Source organism: Aceticella sp. 75b-Ac, from assembly GCF_056032965.2.
Genome location: NZ_CM190971.1, coordinates 1542329 through 1563153, shown reverse-complemented (window position 1 = coordinate 1563153; position 20825 = coordinate 1542329). Strand labels below are relative to the sequence as shown.

Here is a 20825-nt window from a genome sequence, read left to right as displayed (position 1 = left end):
GTTTATTAAATACCCTATAATTATTCGAAGAGCTTTTTAAAAAGCCAAAGAATAAGATGCAGGTTTATAAATCATGGAATTTACAATAATTTAACATAAATTAATACTTGAATACATATTTTCAAAACATATAAAATAAAACCATAGGAGTGATAATAGAATGAAAATAAAAGTTGCTGTCTTATTTGGCGGTCAATCAGGTGAACATGAGGTATCAAGGGTTTCGGCGACGTCAATAATAAATAATATGGATAAAGGTAAATATGATATATATATGGTAGGGATAACGAAAAAAGGAGAATGGTATTTATTTAAAGGAGATGTTGAGAAGCTATCAACAGGGGAATGGGAAAAAGAAGGTATTCCTGCTGTTATAGGACCGTCAACAAAATATAAAGGTATACTTGCATTTGAAGATGGGAAAAATCAACTATATCCTATTGATGTTGTATTTCCTGTACTACATGGACCAAATGGTGAAGACGGAACAGTACAGGGTTTATTGGAATTATTGGAGATGCCCTATGTCGGTCCAAATGTACTTTCATCATCATTATGTATGGATAAAGTATTTTCAAAAAAAATTTTTAAGGAGTCCTCTATACCTACACCTGATTTTAAAGTCATATATAAGAATGAACTAAAGAATATTGATTTGATTCTTAAAGAAGTATCGGAAATAGGTTATCCATGTTTTGTGAAACCTGCAAATATGGGTTCAAGTGTAGGGATTACAAAAGTCCACCATGAAGAAGAATTAAATGACGCCTTGAAATTAGCTTTTAAATATGATAGAAAAATAATTGTAGAGAAAGGGATAGATGCCAGAGAGATAGAATGTGCGGTTTTAGGCAATGAAAATCCCGTGGCATCTGTTGCAGGTGAGATACTTCCATGCCATGAGTTTTATGATTATAATGCCAAGTATTTTGATGAAGGGAAATCAAAGCTTTTAATACCGGCACCTGTACCTGATGTAAAAATGGAGGAAATAAGGGAGCTTGCAATTAAGGCATATAAGGCTTTAGACTTACGAGGTTTAGCAAGGGTAGATTTTCTTATGGATAGAAATACCGGCAAGGTTTACTTAAATGAACTTAATACCATACCCGGTTTTACAAAAATAAGTATGTACCCAAAATTATGGGAGGCTACGGGAAAACAATACTCAGAATTAATTGATGAACTTATTAAACTTGCTATAGAAGCGCAAAAAGATAAATGTACCGATTGGTAATTAGATTTAGAAAGGGAGTTGGATTTGAAAAAGGTATTAGTAACGGTTAAAGGGATACAAACGAATGACCAGAATGAACAAGGCATAATAGAACTTGTTACAGAAGGTAAGTTTTTAAGAAAAGGTGATAATTATTATATAAAATACGATGAAAGTGAAATATCCGGTATGGATGGGACTACAACAACCCTAAAAGTAAGTGATGATGTAATTACATTAATAAGATTCGGCTCAAATCAGGCAAAGATGATTTTCAAAAAAGATAAAAGATATCAATTAGATTATATTACTCCATATGGAAAGGTATTACTTGGTATAAAACCATACAAATTATTTGTTAATATGAATGAAAATGGCGGAGAATTAGAGATTAAATATGACCTTGATTTAAACAAAGAAATAGTAAGCAATAATGAACTACATCTTACAGTTCGGGAGGTAAATAATGGATAATATTGTACAAAGGGTAAAAGATGAGATAAAAGACATGGTGATAAAATCCATAAAAAAAGCTGTTGATAGTGGATTGATGTCGATTGAAGAAATTCCGGAAATTGAGATAGAAGAGCCAAAAGAAAAACAGTATGGTGATTTTGCTATAAATACAGCAATGATAATGGCAAAGCAGGCGAAGATGGCACCGCGCAAGATAGCAGAGATTATTGTGAATAATATTAATAAAGAGGATTCTCTCATTGAAAAAATAGATGTGGCAGGACCCGGATTTATTAATTTTTATATTAAAACCATATATCTTGAAGAAACCTTAAAGCTTGTTTACGAACGAAATAAAGACTATGGACGTGTAAATATCGGAAAAGGGAAAAAGGTTCAAGTAGAGTTTGTATCTGCCAATCCTACAGGTCCCATGCATATGGGGAATGCAAGGGGGGGAGCTATTGGCGATGCATTGGCATCAATCCTTGATTATGCAGGGTATGATGTAACGAGAGAATTTTATATAAATGATGTCGGTAATCAGATAGAAAAATTTGGGTATTCTCTTGAAACGAGATATCTTGAACTGTTGGGTGTTAAGTCTGAAATTCTTGAGGGTGGTTATCATGGAGAAGACATAATCGATAGAGCAAAAGAGTTTTTAGAACTGTATGGGGACAGATATAAGGATTATCCATCAGAGGATAGGAGAAAAGCATTAGCAGAGTACAGCCTTAAAAAAAATATAGAAAAAATAAAAGAAGATTTAAACGCTTATGGGATTGAATATGATGTATGGTTTTCGGAAAAGATATTGCATGACAATGGCGAAGTAGATAATGTCATAAAAGAACTAAAAGAAAAAGGCTATACCTATGAAAAGGATGGAGCTTTATGGTTTAAAGAAACTTTATTTGGCGCAGATAAGGACGATGTGCTGGTTAGGGCAAATGGATATCCTACATATCTTGCATCAGATATTGCATACCATAAAAACAAATTCATAACCCGTGGATATGATTGGGTTATAGACATTTGGGGTGCTGACCATCATGGGCATGTTGCGCCAATGAAAGGCGCTATGAAAGCCCTCGGTATCAATCCCGACAGGCTTGACGTTCTCTTGATGCAGCTTGTAAGGCTTATAAAAGGCGGCGAAGTTGTCAAGATGTCAAAAAGGACAGGCAGGATGGTGACCTTAAGAGATTTAATAGAAGAAGTAGGAAAAGATGCCGCAAAGTTTTTCTTTAATATGCGTTCTGCTGATAGTGCTGTTGACTTTGACATGGATTTGGCAAAAGAACAGTCAAATGAAAATCCGGTATTTTATGTTCAATATGCACATGCAAGAATTTGCTCTATCATAAGGCAGCTTGAAGAAGAAGGGGTAAAAATCAGGGATATTGAAAATGCTGATTTAAGCCTCTTAAAAGAAGAAAGCGAAAAAGACCTCATTAAAAAGCTGGCATATCTTCCCGAAGAAGTTACTATTGCGGCAAAAACAATGGCTCCTCACAGGATTACGAGGTATATACTGGATGTCGCATCACTTTTCCATTCCTTTTACAATAGCTGCAGGGTAAAAGGTGTAGATGAAAACTTGATGAAAGCAAGGCTTGTACTCATAGTTGCAACAAGGACAGTAATAAAAAATGTACTGGATATGCTGAAAATTACAGCACCAGAAAAAATGTAAAAGTGCGGTATTGTTTTTCTTATATCTGAGCAAATTACAGCTAAAATATATCAATAATGTGGTATAATATGATATGGGAGGTGTATAAGTATAATATGAATATAAAATGGTTTGGACACTCTTGCTTTAAAATAACGTCTGATAATGGTATTTCAATTGTTACTGATCCATTTGATAAATCTGTTGGTTATCCTATGCCGGATGTTACAGCAGATATTGTTACATCTTCACATTCACATTATGACCACAATTATTTTAAAGCTGTAAAAGGAAAATTTGAAATTGTAAATACACCTGGAGAGCATGTTGTAAAAGGCATACGTATAAAGGGAATTAATACATTTCATGATGATGAGTATGGTGCTAAAAGAGGTAAAAATATAGTATTTTTGATGAAGATTGATGGTATGAATTTATGTCATGCTGGAGATTTGGGGCATTTACTGACAGAAGAACAGATAAATGAGATAGGTTCTGTAGATATTCTTTTGATACCTGTAGGAGGTTTTTATACAATTGATGACAGGCAGGCTGTTAAAGTGATGGAGCAATTAAAGCCTAAAATTACTATTCCAATGCACTATAAAACACCGGCAATTAATTTTCCTATAGAAACAGCGGATAATTTTTTAAAAATGACCGGCGGTGAAAAAATATCATCAACAGAAATAAATATTAATAAACAGGATTTAGAAGGTCAGCCAAAAGTAATTGCATTGAGTTATTAATTTTTCATTATCACGAGCATAAGCAAGCCTTAAATATATAGAAAATTTTTTGTTTATGAATAAAAAAAATTTGTCTGGGAAATATAATATTATAAGGTTCGCAATGGTTGAGCCAAGATTACTGCAGGATGGAAGTTCTGCTGTAGTCGGCTGAAGATTAGCATTTAATCTTAGGGTTAGATGTTAGTCGGAGGGCAGATTATAATATGTTCTATTCTTAAAGGGATGTATTATAGTCGAGCTAAGACTGTTACAGGTGCTATATGTCAACAGTACTATGTACTTATGACAGAAGCATGGTACAGCTTAAAAATTGTATCAGCTTCTTAAGTATCTGTAATAGTCGAGCATAGGTCTATATGAGTTTTAAAATATCTTGTAAATTGCTTTATAAGCATATTTACAGGTAAAGAGATTTATATAGGCTGAAGCGAAGATCATTGCGGACCTTATTTTTTTGTTGTTTTATGGTATTATTTTCAAAATCATTGTGTTATAATAAATATATTATTAAATTTTTAAAAGGTGATTAGTGATGATAAAATTAGCACTTATCCAAATAAAGGTACATAAAGATAAAAATATTAATTTAAAAAGAGCTGAAATGGGTATTAAAGAAGCAGCAAAAAACGGTGCTGAAATAATATGTCTTCCGGAAATGTTTAACTGCCCATATGATAACAATTATTTTGTAAAATTTGCGGAAACTTATCCTAATGGGAATACGATAAAAATGCTTGCAAAAGCAGCCTCTGAAAATAATGTCTTTATAATAGGCGGTTCAATACCGGAGCTGTATCAAGACAAATTATACAATACATGCTTTATATTTAACCAAAAGGGGGAGATGTCAGGACGGTACAGAAAAATACACCTTTTTGATGTTGATTTAAAGGGCATGAGATTTTATGAATCTGATACACTAAGCCCGGGCTCGGATATTACGATTGTTGATACCGGCAAAATTAAGCTGGGGATTGCAATATGCTATGATATGAGATTTCCTGAACTGATGAGTTTATATGCAAAGAAGGGTGTTCAAATGATGGTGATTCCTGCGGCTTTTAATACAATAACAGGTCCTGCCCACTGGGAAGTGCTTTTAAGAGCAAGAGCAATAGACAACCAGGTATTTGTAGCGGCAATATCCCCTGCAAGGGATGAGACAGCATCTTATGTTGCGTATGGGGATTCTATGGTGGTTGGACCATGGGGGAATATTATAACGAAAGCCGGAATAGATGAAGAGATAATATATGCAGATATAGATTTAAGCATAGAAGAAGAAATAAGAAAAAGAATTCCACTGCTTAAAAACAGAAGGATGTAGACAGGGGACGGTTCTTTTTTCTTTATATAAATATGTTATACTATAAATAGATTATTAATTTTGAAGAAGGGATGTTGAAATGAGCAACACATTTATACCTGAAATAACAACACCTTTAAGACAAAAAATGGTAAAAGTACCCGAAGTCATCCAATATGCTTCCGGTATAAAAGTATATGGTAAATTAATAAAATCTCTGGTTTTTTCCACAGATATTGCGGTTATAAGGAATACTAATGCAAATGCGGTAATGGCGGTTTATCCTTTTACTCCGCAGCCGGTTATTACACATGCACTTATGATGGCATCAGATATACCCGTTTTCTGTGGTGTAGGTGGCGGGCTTACACAGGGCAAAAGGGTTGTAAATTTAGCACTTGATGCTGAATTTGAGGGAGCAATGGCAGTTGTTGTAAATGCTCCCACGGCAAATGATATTATAAAAAGGATGAGGAATACCATTGATATACCGATAGTTGTAACGATTGTATCTGAACATGAAGATATAAGGGGCAGAATTGAGGCTGGAGCAACAATCTTAAATATTTCCGGTGCAAAAAAGACACCTAAAATCGTAAGGAATGTCAAAGAGATATGTCCAAGCATACCTATTATTGCAACAGGAGGACCAACTGATGAAAGCATAATGGAAACCATAGAAGCTGGTGCAAATGCCATATCATATACCCCTCCGACAAATGCAGAAATATTTTCTGAAGTTATGTGTAAATACAGAAGTGAAAAAGAATGAAAATATATATTATGGAGAGTTAAAAATAATGATTAAGAAAAAAAGAACAAATAAAGAATATATAGGAAATAATATATATGATAAAAAACGGGATGACATTATAGAGAAAATATGTCTTTTCGGCAAGGCTATAAGTGATCCCAAAAGGGTTGATATGTTAAGGATGTTTGCTGAAAACAAAAGATGCTACGAGAAAGCTGACGGAAGTAGGGTGGAGGACCTTGAAGAGAGACCTGAAGGCATCTGTGTATGTAATTTTGTTGATGCTTTGGATATGGCTCAATCAAAGGTATCATATCATATAAAGGTTTTAAAAGAAGCAGGACTTATTAAGGAAACAGTTACGGGCAAATGGAGGTATTATAGCATTAACTGTAACAAACTTAATGAAATGATTGAAATACTTAAATCCTTCAAACAAGAAACGAAATAAGGAGAGCTTTTATTATATACATTTTTAACGTATAATATAAATAGATGTTTACAATCAGTAAGGTATGGATAAATATTTTGCAAGGGTGAGTTATATGTATAGAATTATTAATGAACTTGAGATAAAAAGAAGATGTTTTGATACAATGACGTATAAAAAGGGTCTTGACTATTATAACAGTCACAAAATAAAAGACCTCAAAATGAATCAAACAGGCGATTCATTTGATGCTGTTGTATTGGGTTCTAAGGCATATAATGTTAGTGTTAAATTTTACGAAAGCAAGATTGTTACTGACTGCACATGTCCTGCAAAGCAAAAATTCAGGGGAGATTGTAAACATATTATATGTGTATTAATATATCTAAGCAGACATAGAAAGGATATAGAAGATTTTTTATACAACAATTTATCAAATGAAATATTTAAGGCATTTGAAAATAATGTCAATACATTAATAGAAAAACAACCTGTCAATATCGAGGTTATTTTTGAAAAAGATTTATATGCAAGAGGCAAAATAAGCTTTAAAATAGGTATGGACAAACTGTATATAGTAAAAAGTATAAGGAAACTTTTTTCAGGTATAGAAAATGGAGAGCCGGTAGAATTTGGGAAAAATTTTGCCTTTATTCCAGCAGTGCATACATTCAAGGATGAGGATATGCCATTAATCAATTTTGTAAGAGAGGTTTATGAAATTGATAAAATTGATGCACAAAATTCTTATTATAGAGCAGGGTCAATTTTTGATGGAAAGCATTTAATTCTAACCTCAACAATTATGAAACGCTTTTTCGACATAATGAAAGAAAGACCTTTTAATGCTGTTATTTCTAATCAAAGATATGATGATGTAAAAATTTTAAACGAAGATGTTCCTATAGAATTTAAACTAAGCAAGAATAATAATGGAATATTGCTTGGAATAAACGGCATAGAAAAAATACGTCCATTAAATGAAAATGGAAGCTTTCTTTTCTATGACGGCAATATCTATAATGTTTCGGAAAAACAACAGAAGGTTTTGATGCCATTTTATGCCATACATCTGAGAAAAGGGATAAATAAGATTAATTTCAAAATACAGGACAAGCCAAAATTTGAATCCTTGGTGCTGCCTCATATAGAAAAAAACGGGAATATGGTTATTGATGATAGTATAAAATCATTGTTTTGTAAAGAAACCCTTACAGCTAAAATATATTTTGACAAGGAAAAAGAGAGTATTACGGCAGATATTAATTTTAATTATGGTAAATTCAATATAAATCATTACAATCCGAGCAAAAATATTACTGATAAAAATGCATTTTTAATTAGGGATATTGAAAAAGAAAGAAATATTCTTGATATTTTTGAAAGAGCAAAATTCAAGATAAAAGAGAGTAAGGTTTATCTTGATACTGATGATGATATATTCGATTTTATTTTCAATGGTTTGCCGGAACTTCAGAAATATGCAGAAGTATATTATTCAGATGAATTTAAGAAACTGAGATTAAATAAAAATTCATTTGGCGGCAGTGTTAGATTATCTGAGGAGGGATTGCTGGAATTTGATTTTTCTATAGATGAAGTAGATAACAATATTTTACCTCAGATATTGGCTTCTTTTAGGAAAAAGAAAAAATATTTCAAGCTGCCCAATGGGGCTTTTTTACCATTGGATGCTGAATTTGGCAGTATTATAAATATAATGGATTCTCTTGAGATACCTGATAAGGAGCTGAAAAAAGGAGGTATAAAGCTTCCAAAATATAAAGCATTATACCTTGATGAAAAATTGAAAAACAGCAATATATCCATTGAGAGGAATCTCCGATTTAAGGAATTGGTTCAAAATGTAATTAAGCCGCAGGATATGGATTTTGAAATACCGGCAAATCTGAAGGGGGTACTTAGGAAATATCAGATAACCGGATATAAATGGCTTAAGACATTGTCACAATATGGTTTTGGCGGTATATTGGCTGATGATATGGGACTTGGAAAAACAATCCAAGCAATTGCGTTTTTACTTTCTGAAAAAGAGAAGGTAAAGGGTCCGGCTATTGTTATATGCCCTACATCACTTTTATATAATTGGGAAAGTGAAATAGAAAACTTTGCTCCATCGCTAAAAACCTTGGTTATTTCCGGTAACAAATCCGTGAGGGAGATTTTAAGGGAGCAAATTTCAACGTCGGATGTAGTTATAACATCATATCCGTTGATTAGAAGAGATATTGAATTTTACGAAAAAATTGAATTTACTTATTGCATAATTGATGAAGCACAGCATATTAAAAATCCTTTGTCACAAAATGCAGAATCTGTTAAAAAGATCAAGGCAAAAGGATATTTTGCCCTAACGGGTACGCCTATTGAAAATTCATTATCAGAATTATGGTCGATATTTGATTTTTTAATGCCGGGGTATCTGCTGTCACACAGAAAATTTGTTGAAAAATATGAAAAGCCGATTGTAAAGAACAGCGATAAAAATGTATTGACAGATTTCAGCAAACATATACAGCCTTTTATATTGAGAAGGGTTAAAAAAGATGTTTTAAAAGAACTGCCTCAGAAAATAGAAACAATTTCTGTAGCAGAACTTACAAAAGAGCAGAAAGAACTATACCTTGCATATCTTAAAAATGCAAAAGGAGAAATTGAAACAGAAATTGCCTCAAAAGGTTTTGAAAGAAGCCGTATAAAAATTCTTTCAGCACTTACAAGATTGAGGCAGATATGCTGTCACCCATCGATGTTTACAGAAGAATACAAGGGTGAAAGCGGTAAGATGGAGCTTTTGTTGGAACTTTTGCAGGAATTGAAAGCAGGCAGCCATAGGGTATTGCTTTTTTCGCAGTTTACAACGGCTCTTAAATTGATTGAGGGACATTTAAAAAAAGAAAAAATTACTTATTTATATCTTGATGGCAGTGTTAAATCAGAAAATAGAGGCGAGATTGTTAAAGCGTTTAATAATGGTGATGCTGATGTATTTTTGATATCATTAAAAGCAGGGGGTACCGGATTAAATCTTACAGGCGCAGATACTGTGATACATTTTGACCCATGGTGGAATCCAGCGGTTGAGGATCAGGCGACAGACAGAGCCCACAGGATTGGTCAGGAAAATACCGTACAGGTTATTAAACTTATAACACATGGTACGATAGAAGAAAAAATTATAAAATTGCAGAAAAAAAAGAAAGAGATGATAAATTCTGTAATAAATTCCGGCGAAACATTTATTTCTAAATTAAGCGAGGAAGAAATCAAAGCATTATTTGTAATGTAATGTTAAAAGACTTTTTAATTTTATTTATTATGGAAGGAAAAAGTGATGATATTATGATAAAGGAACTTATGACAAAGGATATATTTCAAAAAATTGTTGCTTTAGTCATTATGATAATTATTTTGTATGCCATGAAAGATTTATTAAATCTTTTTTTACTGACATTTATTTTATCATATATATTTTATAATATTCAGAATTATATTTTTAAGAATTTAAAAAAATTTATATCCAGAAAGATAATTGCAATATTCATATATTTACTTTTTGTTTTTTTTGTTATACTGTTTTTTTACAAATATATGCCGTTAGTTATCAATCAATTATTTGTTATTGCAGATGAAATTTCCCATTTTAATATAAATGAATACAAATTAAACCCAGCAATTGAAAGTATTGTTAAGGGAATAAATATTCAGGCATATCTTAATGAAGGTACGAAATATCTTATGGGTGTTGTCAAAAACATTGGTTTAGTTGGATTAGATTTATTTTTGGCATTTATATTGAGTTTGTTTTTTAATCTTGATAAAGAGGAAATAATAGATTTTTTTAATAGATTTGAGGATAGCAAAATTTCATTTTTGATTAAACAATACAAGATTTTCGGGAAAAGCTTCTTGAATTCTTTTGGAAAGGTATTGCAGACACAGTTATTAATATCTTTGATTAATGGAGTTTTGTCTGCAATAATGCTGACGATAATGGGGTTTCCGCAGGTATTGGGACTGGGTGCTATGATATTCCTTCTGGGTTTGATACCAATAGCAGGTGTATGGATTTCAATGATTCCATTATGCATAATAGCTTTTAATATAGGAGGTTTTATTAAGGTAATAGATGTTATAATAATGATAACATTATTGCATGGATTAGAAGGATATGTATTGAATCCAAAACTTATGGCTCTTAAAATAAAATTGCCTACATTTATGACCTTTTTGATTTTATTGATATCAGAACATTTTTTTGGTATCTGGGGGCTTCTTATAGGTATTCCAATGTTTGTTTTCCTCCTTGATTTATTGGATGTTAAACTCAAATAAAATTGTTTAATAGGGGATAGATATGGTGCAAGAAGTTGAAAGAAAGTATTTTGAGGATGGTAAAATAGCCTCTGAAATCTATTATAAAGATGGGAAATATCACAGGGAAGATGGGGCTGCCATAATTGAATATCACAAGAATGGGCAGATTAAACGCATGGAATATTATAAAGAAGGGAAATATTTTAGAGAAAATGCCCCGGCATTTATCTTATACTATGATAATGGACAGGTTGAACGTGAAGAATATTATAAAGATGGGAAATATCATAGAGAAGATGGACCTGCCATAATTGAATATCATAAAGACGGACAGGTCAAACGTGAAGAATATTATATAAATAATAAGCATTTAAATTATAGGGAATGGCTAAAAGAAACCTTAGGTAAAACTATTCAAAGTCAGATAGAAGAAGAACTGGAATTATAATATAAATAAGTTTATAAAGGAAGGAAGGTGTGAAGCGCTTATTACTCAGGTTTACTTCGGGTATTTGCGCTATTATTAAATGAATTTGACAAAGGTTGATTATTCAAATGCAGAAAATATAATTATTGAAGAATATATAAGCTCGGAATTATCTGATAAATCCCCTCAAACCATTGCTTTTTTCGGGCAGCCGGGTGTAGGGAAGACCTTTTGCGTTAACTCTGCTGCTAAAAAAATAGCCAAAAGAAACAACTATGAAATGGTGTATTTTCAAGAGCTTATAAGTAAATCAAAGGAAAGTCAAGAGAGATTTATAAACAAGATAATCAAAGAGGGAAAAACTCCATTTTTCTTCGTAGATATAAGTATGCAGACACATGAACCGTATGACCTGTCGGGGATACCTGAAAAAGTTCGATTTAATATAGATGGGGAGCAATACGAGGTAAGTAAATTTTTCCCCCCTTCATGGGTTGTGTTGTTGCAGAAGTATCCTGGTATACTTTTTATTGATGAAATAACTAATATACAAAATAAGGAAATGCAATCCATCCTTCTTAAAATAGCACAACAGGGATTGATTGGTGATAACAAGATGAGTGATAAAGCCATGGTGGTTGTAGCAGGGAATAGGATAGAGGACAGCGACCTTGCAACAAGTTTGCCCATACCTCTTATAAATCGTATGGAAATGTACGAATTTATACCGCCAAAAGCTGATGATTGGTATCAGTATATAAAAAACAAACATGCAGAAAATTTTGATGAAATGGATTTTGATGAATATGCGGCAGCATATCTTGCTATTGTAGCTTCAAAACCGGAACTTCCTTCAGAAGAAGAACAGAACCCTTTTGCAACTCCCCGTTCTTGCGAGATGTTGTATAATAAGATTATAAAACAACAGATGTTGCAAAAAACCGGTATAATAAATGAGATGAAATTTTATGAGAATATATCAAAAGCTGCTCCGGCACTTATTGGCTATAAAGAAGGGGGCTTATTTGCCCAAACATATAAAAACATGAAGGATTATTATGGTAAACTCTGTAACGGGCTTTCAGAAAATGATTTAAAGGAAATAAAATCCCTTGGAACTTATTATTCATTAAGCGCTATGGCAGGAAAAATCTTTAAAACTGCAATTAAAGGGGAAGTATTCGGTATTTCCCATGATATACTGCCAAACATGAAAAAAAATCTTGATATTCTTTTTACAAGGCAGCCGGAAACAATATCAGTGTTTTTACATGAAACAGAAGTATTTATTAAGGGAAGTCATTTTAATGAAAGTTTAAAAGCACTTGCATATATTAAAACATTAATAGAAGCAAGAGAAGGAATAACCCTTAGGGAGATAAAAGAAAATGCGGAAAAAATGATTTTATCAACACTTGAAAAATTTGAAGAGGTATCTGGAGATAAAGCTTTATATGAGAAGTTTATACAGGAAACAAATATGGGGAAAAACTTAGAAACCATACCCGTATTTGCAAAATCCGAGAATTTAATTTATGAAAGAATTAGAAAGATTTCAATAGCAATATTTTCAAAAGCTTTAAACGAAGGATATATTTTTAAATCCGGCGTAGCAGGGAGGTAAGTAACAGCTACCTTATTTTCGACAAACCTTGATAAAATATAATAAATATAATACAATAAATATATGGAATTATTAACTATAAGCAAAGCAGCAAAGAAACTAAGCGTCCATCCTAACAGCTTGCGCAACTGGGAAAAGCAGGGTTTAATCAAGCCCATCCGTTTGCCTAGTGGTCAGCGCCGGTACTCCATAGACGAACTCAACAGGCTCTTGCAGTCCGGACAGCTAAACACCGGGCAGGAAGACGTCGTTCTATATGCTCGGGTGTCCACTAAAAAGCAGGCGGATGCCGGCAATTTAAACAGGCAGCTGGAAAGGCTGAGGCAATATGCGATGGAATTAAATTACCGTGTCGTTGCCGAGTTCACCGACGCAGCCAGCGGCTTAAATCAGAAGCGCCGCGGATTGACGAACGTGCTCAAACTGGCTGAGCGTGGTGAATACAAGAAGCTTATCATCGAATATCCCGACCGTCTGGCCAGATTTGGGTATTCGTACATTGAACGGCACTTACACTGCTGTGGTGTGGAGGTAATCGCCACGGCCGAGAAAGAGCCGGAAGACGCACAATCCGAGTTGGTCAGGGACTTATTGGCGATAGTTACTTCTTTTTCAGCTAAGCTGTATGGTGCCAGAGGCGGTAAGAAGATAAGGCAGGGTTTCCGGGAACTGATAATGGAGGTGAAGTCAGATGAAGAAAAGGAAAAAGAACAAAAATAAATCGTACAGCCCTGACGGTGAAATAAGCTGCACCGTCTGCGGCGAATTTTTCCCGGAGGTCTACCCTGTCTTCCGCTTAAAAAAGTGGAGCCGTGGGATGGAAGACCCGCTGAACACCGAGATGAGATTGTTCTGCTCCTGCATGCGCTGGGCATTCAACCGGCTGCAGGAAGATAAATCACGTGAAGAACTAAAAAAAGAAGGTCAGCAGGTATTTGGTTTAAATTCACGATGCTGTGATGACGCCATAATGAAAGCTAAAGCCATAATCGAATCACAAAAAGAACTTTTAAAGCTGGAAATAGAAGAAACAAAAACAAAATTAGCCCGTGCAAAGAAAAAACTCAGACAGGCAGAAAAAACCTTAGACGAAGCCATTAAGAAAAACGATCCGGTAAAAATCGGGAAATTCAAGCATACCGTACACGGTCGCAAAGCCAGAGTGAAAAAATTATCTGACAAGCTGGATGAGCTAAAGGTTCATCAGGACAACAGCACCATACCGGCAGTAGTCTTTGGCGGTCGTTCCTTGTGGAAGAAAGTTTGCAAAGGCAGCGTTTCGATAGAAGAATGGAGGCAAGCACGTCAAGATAGGTTATATGCCCGTGGTGATAAGACTAAAGGCGGTAACCCGAACATCAAGATAAGCGAGCATGATGGAGAATTCTTTTTATCAGTAACCATTTCTCACCTGTCCGAGCAAAAAGGTACAGACATCAAAGGCAGACCAATAATGACCAGGGCACCCCGTGTAGAAGGCAGGCTCTGGCTGCCGGATAAATACCGTTCAAAGGTGTATGAACTGCTTTTATCCGGCACACCTTATACAGTGGAACTGATCAAAGGCAAGGATGATAGGTACAGGGTACATATCAGTTTCGTCTTAACACCACCCAATTTGCTAACTAATCCCGACTATGGTTATTTAGGTATGGACACCAACCCTGACGGAATAGCACTTGCTAATGTCGGTTACACCGGTCAACCAGAATCATGGACAGAGAATTTTAACGTACCATACCCAAAAGCCTTACACAAATTTGACGGAGAATTTCTCTTAACGGTACATCCAAACGGTTTTCTTTACATCAAGATACCCGAACTGGCAGAAAGCCGTGGTTTCCGGCGTACTTACTTAGTCGGTGTACTGGCTAAAGTAATAGTAGACATCGCTAAAGCCTTGGGAAAACCCATAGCCTTAGAAAATCTGGAATTCGGGAAAGACCATCTGGATACCAACAAAAAATTCAACCGCATGGCAGCCAATTTCCCTTTTAGAAAGATGGTTGAAGCTGTCATACGCAGGGCTTTCAAGGAAGGCGTAGGTGTAAAGCAGGTCTGGTCAGCACACACGTCAACCATAGGTTACTGGAAGTACATGCAGAAGTATGGCATAATAATACACCATGCCGCAGCATTGGTCATAGCCCGTCGTGCACTAGGTTTCAAAGAGCGTATTACCAATGAATTAAAACAGAAAGTCCAAGTCCTTAAAGAGAAGCTGAATCAAAAGGCAAATTCCTTGCCTGGGGAAGGAAGAGGGATGACCCGAAAGGTGAAACAGCTCTTCAAGAAACTGGACGGAAAGATTCTTACTTACAACGGTCTGACTCGTTTTAAACAGGAATCATTCTATTCCGTCTGGCGTGACTTGAAGCATCTTGCTTTATCAAGTAGGTGACCCCGTTTAGTCGGAGTACGGAAACAACCGGCAGGTCGCATTTAACAGATCGCGGGAGGCAGAGCAGCAGCCTCGCTTAACGGTCAACGCAAGACGGAAACCCTTATAGTTTTCCATATGCCCGTGTTTTGCGCCCGTAAAGTGCCGTTCTCCCGTCCGGGTGGGACTCCCGGGACTAAGGTCTCCCTGTCGCCCCAGTAAAAATTTTTTCAAGGAGGTGTAAAGCCTGGTCATGGGGAGGCCGGGTTTGCAAAAATTAATTATTGTTATGTATTGTAAACTTTTTTGAACCAGGATGTGATATTTTGATATCTGAAAAAACCTTCGAAGAATTATATAATAAAGAAAGAGAAAATCTTCATAGATGTGATATGAATAATATAAAAGAAAAACTTCGGGAAGCGTTAATCATTATTGCAACATCCGTAGCACCAGATAACGAATTTGTTTCGTGGGGCATAGGAATGTCCCCTGTTAAACTTGTTTGCCCTGATAACGCGGATGTAAAAACCATGTCTGCGGCAAATGATGGATATATTTATATCAATCCGGTCTTTTGGAATACCCTTTATAAGGTTTCCAAGGAAAAAGGCGGCAATCCAATTGAAGAGGTTCAATATGCCTTTATGCACCAAGTTTTACATCAACTTTTTGAACATACCAATCAGGACATAAAAATGGTACATCAAAATGCCGGTATAGAATATAATAAGAATTTAAAAACATTCTATCGTTTATTAAGCAATATATGTATGGATTATACCGTTAATGCCCAATGCAATATATTATTTCCTGAAGCGGATATTGTCAAAGAATTAAATATATCTTCAGAAAAAAAACTTATACAAGCATTGTCAAATTTTCTTACACCTGACCTCCTTAGAAAAATCAGCAATAAAATAGACCTTAAAAATCCGGAAAAGGCCTTGTGGATTGAGTATTATATGGAAATAGCTAAGGTAATTAATAAATTGCCGGAAGAAATAAAACAAAAAATAGAAAATGACAGTATTGAGTCAAATTATAACCAGTATAGTAAAAATCAGAGCAATAATAATTCCGAGGTTAAAGGTGTACATGGAGAAACTTTACCACAGGATAAAGATGTTGAAATAATTAAAAAAGCCGAATATGATGAAGAGGATGATAAAATACAAAAGGCTCGTGAAGCCTGGAAAGAGGGCAAAAAAGAAATCATAAACAGACTAAGAGGGGCTGGAAAGAAAAAAGGCAATCTTTTAAGGATTCTCGAGGATACCATAGAACCGGGTATAAAGTGGAAAACCTACATTAAAACCGTTATTGCCCGTGAATTGGGAGGTAAAAACAAATATTTGACATGGACAAAACCTAATCGCAAAATGGCATGTTTTCCCGGGCATAGGTATTTTGAACCTAATACCCTTTGGGTATTGGGGGATACGTCAGGTTCTGTTTCAAAGGAAGATTTAATGACAATAACAGGATTGGCACTTTCATATATAAAAAATATAGGGGGAAAGGTAGTGCTTATTCCATGGGATGTAGGAACATATAAATATATATATATTAACTCTCTTTCTGCTATAAAAAAAATTAATGAATTTTACGGTGGAGGAGGTACAAAAATAAAACCGGTACTTGATAATATAATAAGCAAAATTCTTAAAGGAGATATAGTTATTGTTCACACAGATTCTTATATAGATGACCTTGATGAAGAGTTTTCAGAGAAAATAAAAAAAATATATAAAAAAACACGAAATATGATAATATGGTTTAACACATCACCGGAAATAAACTATACTATAAAAAGCAACAAATTTATAAAAGCAATAAATAAAGATTCAATTCAAAGACGATTCTTGAATTGAATCTTTATAATTAACCTTTATTTATTTTGATAAATACTGAAGGCTTCTTCTGAAGTTTTGTTTTCCACAACGATGCTGAAAATTGCATTACAAAATCTCACAGCTTCATCATAAGGTTTTTGATGAATATTTCTGCCTGTTGCACTGCCTGACACACCGCTCACATGTATTTGCTCGTAGAGTTCATTTAAAAATTCTTTTGGATCTTTTGATGACCCGCCTGCGCAAATTACTTTGGTTCTGCCTGCTGCTTGAATGGCTTCCTTAAAAAGTTCATTTACATTTTCATTTTCTTTTTTAGGATAATTTACTTTAACAAAATCACTGCCCAGACATGCAGCTAAACCACAAGCACCGGCTATCATATGAGGGTCAAATTCATCTTTGACGGCTTTGCCCCTCGGGTATGCCCAAATTATACTGAAAAGACCTGACTGATGTGCTTCAAATATGATTTTGGCAGCTTCATTCAGCATTATATGTTCATATTCACTGCCGGGATAGATGGTATAACCTACACCGACGATATTAAGCCCTGTCTGTTTTCTAAAACGGTCGATTTGTTTAATATCCAACCAAGCGGTGCTGATAGGGTCTCTCTGAGAAGTTTTCACGAGATGGGTTTTGGAATTAAGTTTAATTACATAAGGAATCTTTGGATAATCCATAGCATAACGAGCAATAAGACCGAGTTGTGCTGCAAAAGCGCCAATTTTTGCATTTGATGCAATCTTGAATAAATGTTCCGGATTGGCGTCATCTTTGGCAATACCTTCACCGAAAAAATCATCATTTAGGTGTTCCGCTTTTTGATCTGCAGCCATAAGCATAAGTCTTCCGCTTTCCTGTGTTGCAAGCTTGAGATTACTAATGTATGAGGTTCTTTTTTCATAGGGTACATCGAGAGGTACTTTAATATCCATTTTTATTCCTCCTCGTATAATTTTATTTAGAATCCTAAACTAATTTTATCATTAAAGTTTTAAAAACGATAGTCTAAAATATAAGTAGCCCATCCTTAGTGTTGGTAATTAAAAAAAGATGTCTACTAAATAGTTATTCACCCTCTATGAAAGAGCCTGTTTATTAAATCAACATATTGGTTTATAATAATTGGGGATGCAATAAAATAAATTTTGGAAGGAGAAATTTATTATGGTGGATAATTTAAAAATAGCATTTATTATTATCTCTCTAATTATTTCAATTGTATTTAAATATACCTCTATAATGCATCATCCTTATGCGTATATATTTTACGGGGCAGGTGCCGCTGCAATATTTGAGGAATTTGGACGATTGATAGGTTTCAAAACAATACTTAATACACCTGCATATTTGTTTTTGTTAAGCGGTTTTGAACGATTGTTTGCTTTTACGTTACAGATAGCGCTCTCGATTTTAGTTTTTTACAGTATAAAAAGTGGAAGGTACAAGTTCTTCTTATATGCATTGCTGCTACACTTTAGTACAGATATATTCGCTGCATTATATCAGGTTAAAGTAATTAAAAATCTTTTTGCTGTAGAAACAATTCTTTTTGCAATAGCTGTATTTTCTTTTCTATTAATAATAAAATCTAAAAAGATGTTTGAAAGGACTGCGCAGATAATCTGAAAATTCAGATATATCAGGCAACAGAAGTTGCCGAAAATATTCAATATACTGAAGGAGGATGCTCAATATGAATAAACCGATAGTAAGCAATGCGTTCCAAATGTTTATGACGGAAGCGCCAGAAGCTGCACAAGCATGGATGGAAGCAGCGCAAAAATTAGACAAAGCAAGCAAGCTTGATAAAAAGACAGAGGAAATTGCTTATATTGCAGTTCTTGCTACTGCCAGGCTGGAAAGTGGAATCCCGTTCCATGTAAAACAGGCAAAAGCCCATGGAGCGACCAGGGAGGAAATCATCAGTGCTGTGCTTGTCGGGTTGCCAGCTGTGGGGAATGTGGTGACAGCGTCATTACCAACAGCAATTAAAGCATTTGACGAAGATTAATCAAGTTTATTCCCAAAATATATATCTGGGCTACTACTACTTTGTCTTACTCTTTTTTTAATATCTTCAAAAACATCATTATAAAATATACGATTGTAATAGTCATAATAAAGCAGTGTCAAATAAGAATAAGGACGTTATAAAGGTATTGTGAAAATATACTACATCATTTATAAAATCTTTAAAAATAAAGGATTTTTCAAATTTATGTCGAAATAATTTATGTAAATTTAATATCAAAAAGATGGAGGTAGTTTTTTATGCTAATACCAAAACAGAAAACAGCAAAGGCATTGATAGGAGCTATGCTCTGTTCTGCTGCCCTTTCAATGCCGGTATCAGGTTTGGCAAAACCTACTCACAAAGCAGTATTTACAGTCAATCAATCCACATTTGTAGCAGATAATAATACAGAAACAATGGATGCAAAAACTTTGATAATGAATGATCGTACGTATGTGCCAATGCGTTATCTTGCATATGCTTTAGGTGTTACGCCAGACAATATAACTTGGAATGATGCTATACAAACTGCTACTTTGACGTTAAAGGACGATACTACAATAACATTAAAATTTATAATAGGCAGTACAACATATTATATTAATAATCAGCCTAAACAGATGGATGTTGTACCGGTTTTAAGAAATAATCGTACTTATCTGCCTGCAAGATTTGTGGCAGAGGCATTTGGATACAAGGCAGACTGGGATAATAACAGAAATGCGGTTATGATAAGTTATGATTCACAAAGAGAAGATGCTAAAAATTTTCAAACTTCAAGAAGCGGAATTTCAAGGAATATACCTCAAAATATATTTAGCAAAACTATAAGTTGCGGTTCACAGGGAGAAGATGTCGAAAAACTTCAAATCGCACTTAAAACTTTGGGATATTATAATTCCAGTATTGATGGAGTTTTTGGACCATGCACACAAGATGCGGTAATTAATTTTCAAAAAGCGAACGGATTAGATGCAGATGGAATTGTTGGACCTGCTACACAAGAAGCTATTTCAAAAACAGATAATATACAGACTATTATAGCAAATAATTTGCAAGAAATTAAAAATTCAAAAGATATGATATTAAATAATTCTAATACAATACAAGCCGATCTTAAAAATGTTGATTATAGCAAATATCCCATAATTATTCAAAAAGAAATGTTAATAGCAAATGATATTGTAAACAAAAAAGTTCCTTATGTGTGGGCTGGAGGACATGGTGAAATTGTATCGGGATATGCGCCGGACGCATCACACGGACTTGATTGTTCAAGTTTCGTAGGATATATCCTTTATCATGCCACAGGAAATTCAAATTGGGATACAACAGCTGATTTACAATGTAATTTATGTATTCCGGTAAAGCAACAAGATTTGCAACCCGGAGATTTATTGTTCTATGGTTCAGGAAACAATATTACGCATGTAACTATGTATGTTGGAAATGGATATATGGTTCAAGAGTATGAAGCCGGTTTGCCGGCAATATATACAAAAACGAATTATGATTTTGTTGCAGCAGGCAGACCAAAAGAAATTAAATAATTTTTTATGATATACTTATAAAAAGGCTTAAAATA

18 protein-coding genes are annotated in these 20825 nt (G+C 34.3%); 17 read left to right on the top strand and 1 reads right to left on the bottom strand.

Translation table 11 applies throughout. The annotated features are described in order from the left end of the window. Positions 1 to 160 precede the first annotated feature (160 nt). From AC0LWJ_RS08040 to AC0LWJ_RS07975, 14 genes are all read left to right on the top strand, one after another. Positions 161 to 1237, top strand: a complete 1077-nt coding sequence (locus tag AC0LWJ_RS08040; RefSeq protein WP_474238711.1) for a D-alanine--D-alanine ligase family protein — start codon at positions 161 to 163, stop codon at positions 1235 to 1237. A gap of 24 nt (positions 1238 to 1261) precedes the next feature. After that, positions 1262 to 1690 (top strand): YwiB family protein, encoded by a 429-nt coding sequence (locus tag AC0LWJ_RS08035; protein WP_474238708.1) that lies wholly within the window; start codon positions 1262 to 1264, stop codon positions 1688 to 1690. Further along, entirely contained in the window at positions 1683 to 3371 is a 1689-nt protein-coding gene (gene argS / locus AC0LWJ_RS08030; protein ID WP_474238705.1) for an arginine--tRNA ligase, read from the top strand. Before AC0LWJ_RS08035 ends, argS begins: the two co-directional genes overlap by 8 nt. Positions 3372 to 3466: 95 nt before the next feature. Next, on the top strand, positions 3467 to 4099 hold the full coding sequence (locus AC0LWJ_RS08025) for an MBL fold metallo-hydrolase (RefSeq protein WP_474238703.1): 633 nt from the start codon (positions 3467 to 3469) through the stop codon (positions 4097 to 4099). A 535-nt stretch (positions 4100 to 4634) separates the two neighbouring features. Next, on the top strand, positions 4635 to 5429 hold the full coding sequence (locus AC0LWJ_RS08020) for a carbon-nitrogen hydrolase family protein (RefSeq protein ID WP_474238699.1): 795 nt from the start codon (positions 4635 to 4637) through the stop codon (positions 5427 to 5429). 79 nt (positions 5430 to 5508) lie between these two features. Further along, a complete protein-coding gene (locus tag AC0LWJ_RS08015) occupies positions 5509 to 6180 on the top strand; it encodes a hydrolase (RefSeq protein ID WP_474238698.1) in 672 nt (223 codons plus the stop codon). A gap of 28 nt (positions 6181 to 6208) precedes the next feature. Then, a complete protein-coding gene (locus AC0LWJ_RS08010; RefSeq protein WP_474238696.1) occupies positions 6209 to 6613 on the top strand; it encodes an ArsR/SmtB family transcription factor in 405 nt (134 codons plus the stop codon). A 94-nt stretch (positions 6614 to 6707) separates the two neighbouring features. Then, on the top strand, positions 6708 to 9902 hold the full coding sequence (locus AC0LWJ_RS08005; RefSeq protein ID WP_474238694.1) for an SNF2 helicase associated domain-containing protein: 3195 nt from the start codon (positions 6708 to 6710) through the stop codon (positions 9900 to 9902). A gap of 29 nt (positions 9903 to 9931) precedes the next feature. Further along, positions 9932 to 10948, top strand: a complete 1017-nt coding sequence (locus AC0LWJ_RS08000; RefSeq protein WP_474238692.1) for an AI-2E family transporter — start codon at positions 9932 to 9934, stop codon at positions 10946 to 10948. Between the two features lie 22 nt (positions 10949 to 10970). Next, entirely contained in the window at positions 10971 to 11378 is a 408-nt protein-coding gene (locus AC0LWJ_RS07995) for a toxin-antitoxin system YwqK family antitoxin (protein WP_284680210.1), read from the top strand. A 79-nt stretch (positions 11379 to 11457) separates the two neighbouring features. Then, positions 11458 to 12981, top strand: coding sequence for an ATP-binding protein (locus AC0LWJ_RS07990; protein WP_474238690.1), 1524 nt, complete (start codon positions 11458 to 11460; stop codon positions 12979 to 12981). Between the two features lie 63 nt (positions 12982 to 13044). Then, complete coding sequence (locus AC0LWJ_RS07985; RefSeq protein ID WP_503031424.1) at positions 13045 to 13701, top strand: IS607 family transposase; 657 nt, start codon at positions 13045 to 13047, stop codon at positions 13699 to 13701. Next, positions 13673 to 15382: an SSO2105 N-terminal domain-containing protein gene (locus AC0LWJ_RS07980; RefSeq protein ID WP_503031423.1), complete on the top strand. Its 1710-nt coding sequence runs from the start codon at positions 13673 to 13675 to the stop codon at positions 15380 to 15382. Before AC0LWJ_RS07985 ends, AC0LWJ_RS07980 begins: the two co-directional genes overlap by 29 nt. A gap of 305 nt (positions 15383 to 15687) precedes the next feature. After that, the gene (locus AC0LWJ_RS07975; RefSeq protein ID WP_474237992.1) at positions 15688 to 17235 is read left to right on the top strand and encodes a DUF2201 family putative metallopeptidase; all 1548 of its coding nucleotides are present in this window, start codon (positions 15688 to 15690) and stop codon (positions 17233 to 17235) included. Between the two features lie 17 nt (positions 17236 to 17252). Here AC0LWJ_RS07975 and AC0LWJ_RS07970 read toward each other — a convergent pair whose 3' ends face one another. After that, positions 17253 to 18158, bottom strand: a complete 906-nt coding sequence (locus tag AC0LWJ_RS07970; RefSeq protein ID WP_474237990.1) for a beta/alpha barrel domain-containing protein — start codon at positions 18156 to 18158, stop codon at positions 17253 to 17255. A 232-nt stretch (positions 18159 to 18390) separates the two neighbouring features. Between AC0LWJ_RS07970 and AC0LWJ_RS07965 the strand changes: the two genes are divergently transcribed. From AC0LWJ_RS07965 to AC0LWJ_RS07955, 3 genes are all read left to right on the top strand, one after another. Further along, complete coding sequence (locus AC0LWJ_RS07965) at positions 18391 to 18852, top strand: YhfC family glutamic-type intramembrane protease (protein WP_474237988.1); 462 nt, start codon at positions 18391 to 18393, stop codon at positions 18850 to 18852. A 67-nt stretch (positions 18853 to 18919) separates the two neighbouring features. Further along, a complete protein-coding gene (locus AC0LWJ_RS07960; RefSeq protein ID WP_474237987.1) occupies positions 18920 to 19237 on the top strand; it encodes a carboxymuconolactone decarboxylase family protein in 318 nt (105 codons plus the stop codon). Between the two features lie 260 nt (positions 19238 to 19497). After that, the gene (locus tag AC0LWJ_RS07955) at positions 19498 to 20790 is read left to right on the top strand and encodes a stalk domain-containing protein (protein ID WP_474237986.1); all 1293 of its coding nucleotides are present in this window, start codon (positions 19498 to 19500) and stop codon (positions 20788 to 20790) included. Positions 20791 to 20825 lie beyond the last annotated feature (35 nt).

What these genes read in the sequence shown, in the direction of transcription:
- AC0LWJ_RS08040 (WP_474238711.1), top strand. Translation starts at nt 161, where the DNA reads ATGAAAATAAAAGTTGCTGTCTTATTTGGCGGTCAATCAGGTGAACAT.
- argS (WP_474238705.1), top strand. Translation starts at nt 1,683, where the DNA reads ATGGATAATATTGTACAAAGGGTAAAAGATGAGATAAAAGACATGGTG.
- AC0LWJ_RS08025 (WP_474238703.1), top strand. Translation starts at nt 3,467, where the DNA reads ATGAATATAAAATGGTTTGGACACTCTTGCTTTAAAATAACGTCTGAT.
- AC0LWJ_RS08020 (WP_474238699.1), top strand. Translation starts at nt 4,635, where the DNA reads ATGATAAAATTAGCACTTATCCAAATAAAGGTACATAAAGATAAAAAT.
- AC0LWJ_RS08015 (WP_474238698.1), top strand. Translation starts at nt 5,509, where the DNA reads ATGAGCAACACATTTATACCTGAAATAACAACACCTTTAAGACAAAAA.
- AC0LWJ_RS08010 (WP_474238696.1), top strand. Translation starts at nt 6,209, where the DNA reads ATGATTAAGAAAAAAAGAACAAATAAAGAATATATAGGAAATAATATA.
- AC0LWJ_RS08005 (WP_474238694.1), top strand. Translation starts at nt 6,708, where the DNA reads ATGTATAGAATTATTAATGAACTTGAGATAAAAAGAAGATGTTTTGAT.
- AC0LWJ_RS08000 (WP_474238692.1), top strand. Translation starts at nt 9,932, where the DNA reads ATGGAAGGAAAAAGTGATGATATTATGATAAAGGAACTTATGACAAAG.
- AC0LWJ_RS07995 (WP_284680210.1), top strand. Translation starts at nt 10,971, where the DNA reads ATGGTGCAAGAAGTTGAAAGAAAGTATTTTGAGGATGGTAAAATAGCC.
- AC0LWJ_RS07990 (WP_474238690.1), top strand. Translation starts at nt 11,458, where the DNA reads ATGAATTTGACAAAGGTTGATTATTCAAATGCAGAAAATATAATTATT.
- AC0LWJ_RS07985 (WP_503031424.1), top strand. Translation starts at nt 13,045, where the DNA reads ATGGAATTATTAACTATAAGCAAAGCAGCAAAGAAACTAAGCGTCCAT.
- AC0LWJ_RS07980 (WP_503031423.1), top strand. Translation starts at nt 13,673, where the DNA reads ATGAAGAAAAGGAAAAAGAACAAAAATAAATCGTACAGCCCTGACGGT.
- AC0LWJ_RS07970 (WP_474237990.1), bottom strand. Translation starts at nt 18,158, where the DNA reads ATGGATATTAAAGTACCTCTCGATGTACCCTATGAAAAAAGAACCTCA.
- AC0LWJ_RS07965 (WP_474237988.1), top strand. Translation starts at nt 18,391, where the DNA reads ATGGTGGATAATTTAAAAATAGCATTTATTATTATCTCTCTAATTATT.
- AC0LWJ_RS07960 (WP_474237987.1), top strand. Translation starts at nt 18,920, where the DNA reads ATGAATAAACCGATAGTAAGCAATGCGTTCCAAATGTTTATGACGGAA.
- AC0LWJ_RS07955 (WP_474237986.1), top strand. Translation starts at nt 19,498, where the DNA reads ATGCTAATACCAAAACAGAAAACAGCAAAGGCATTGATAGGAGCTATG.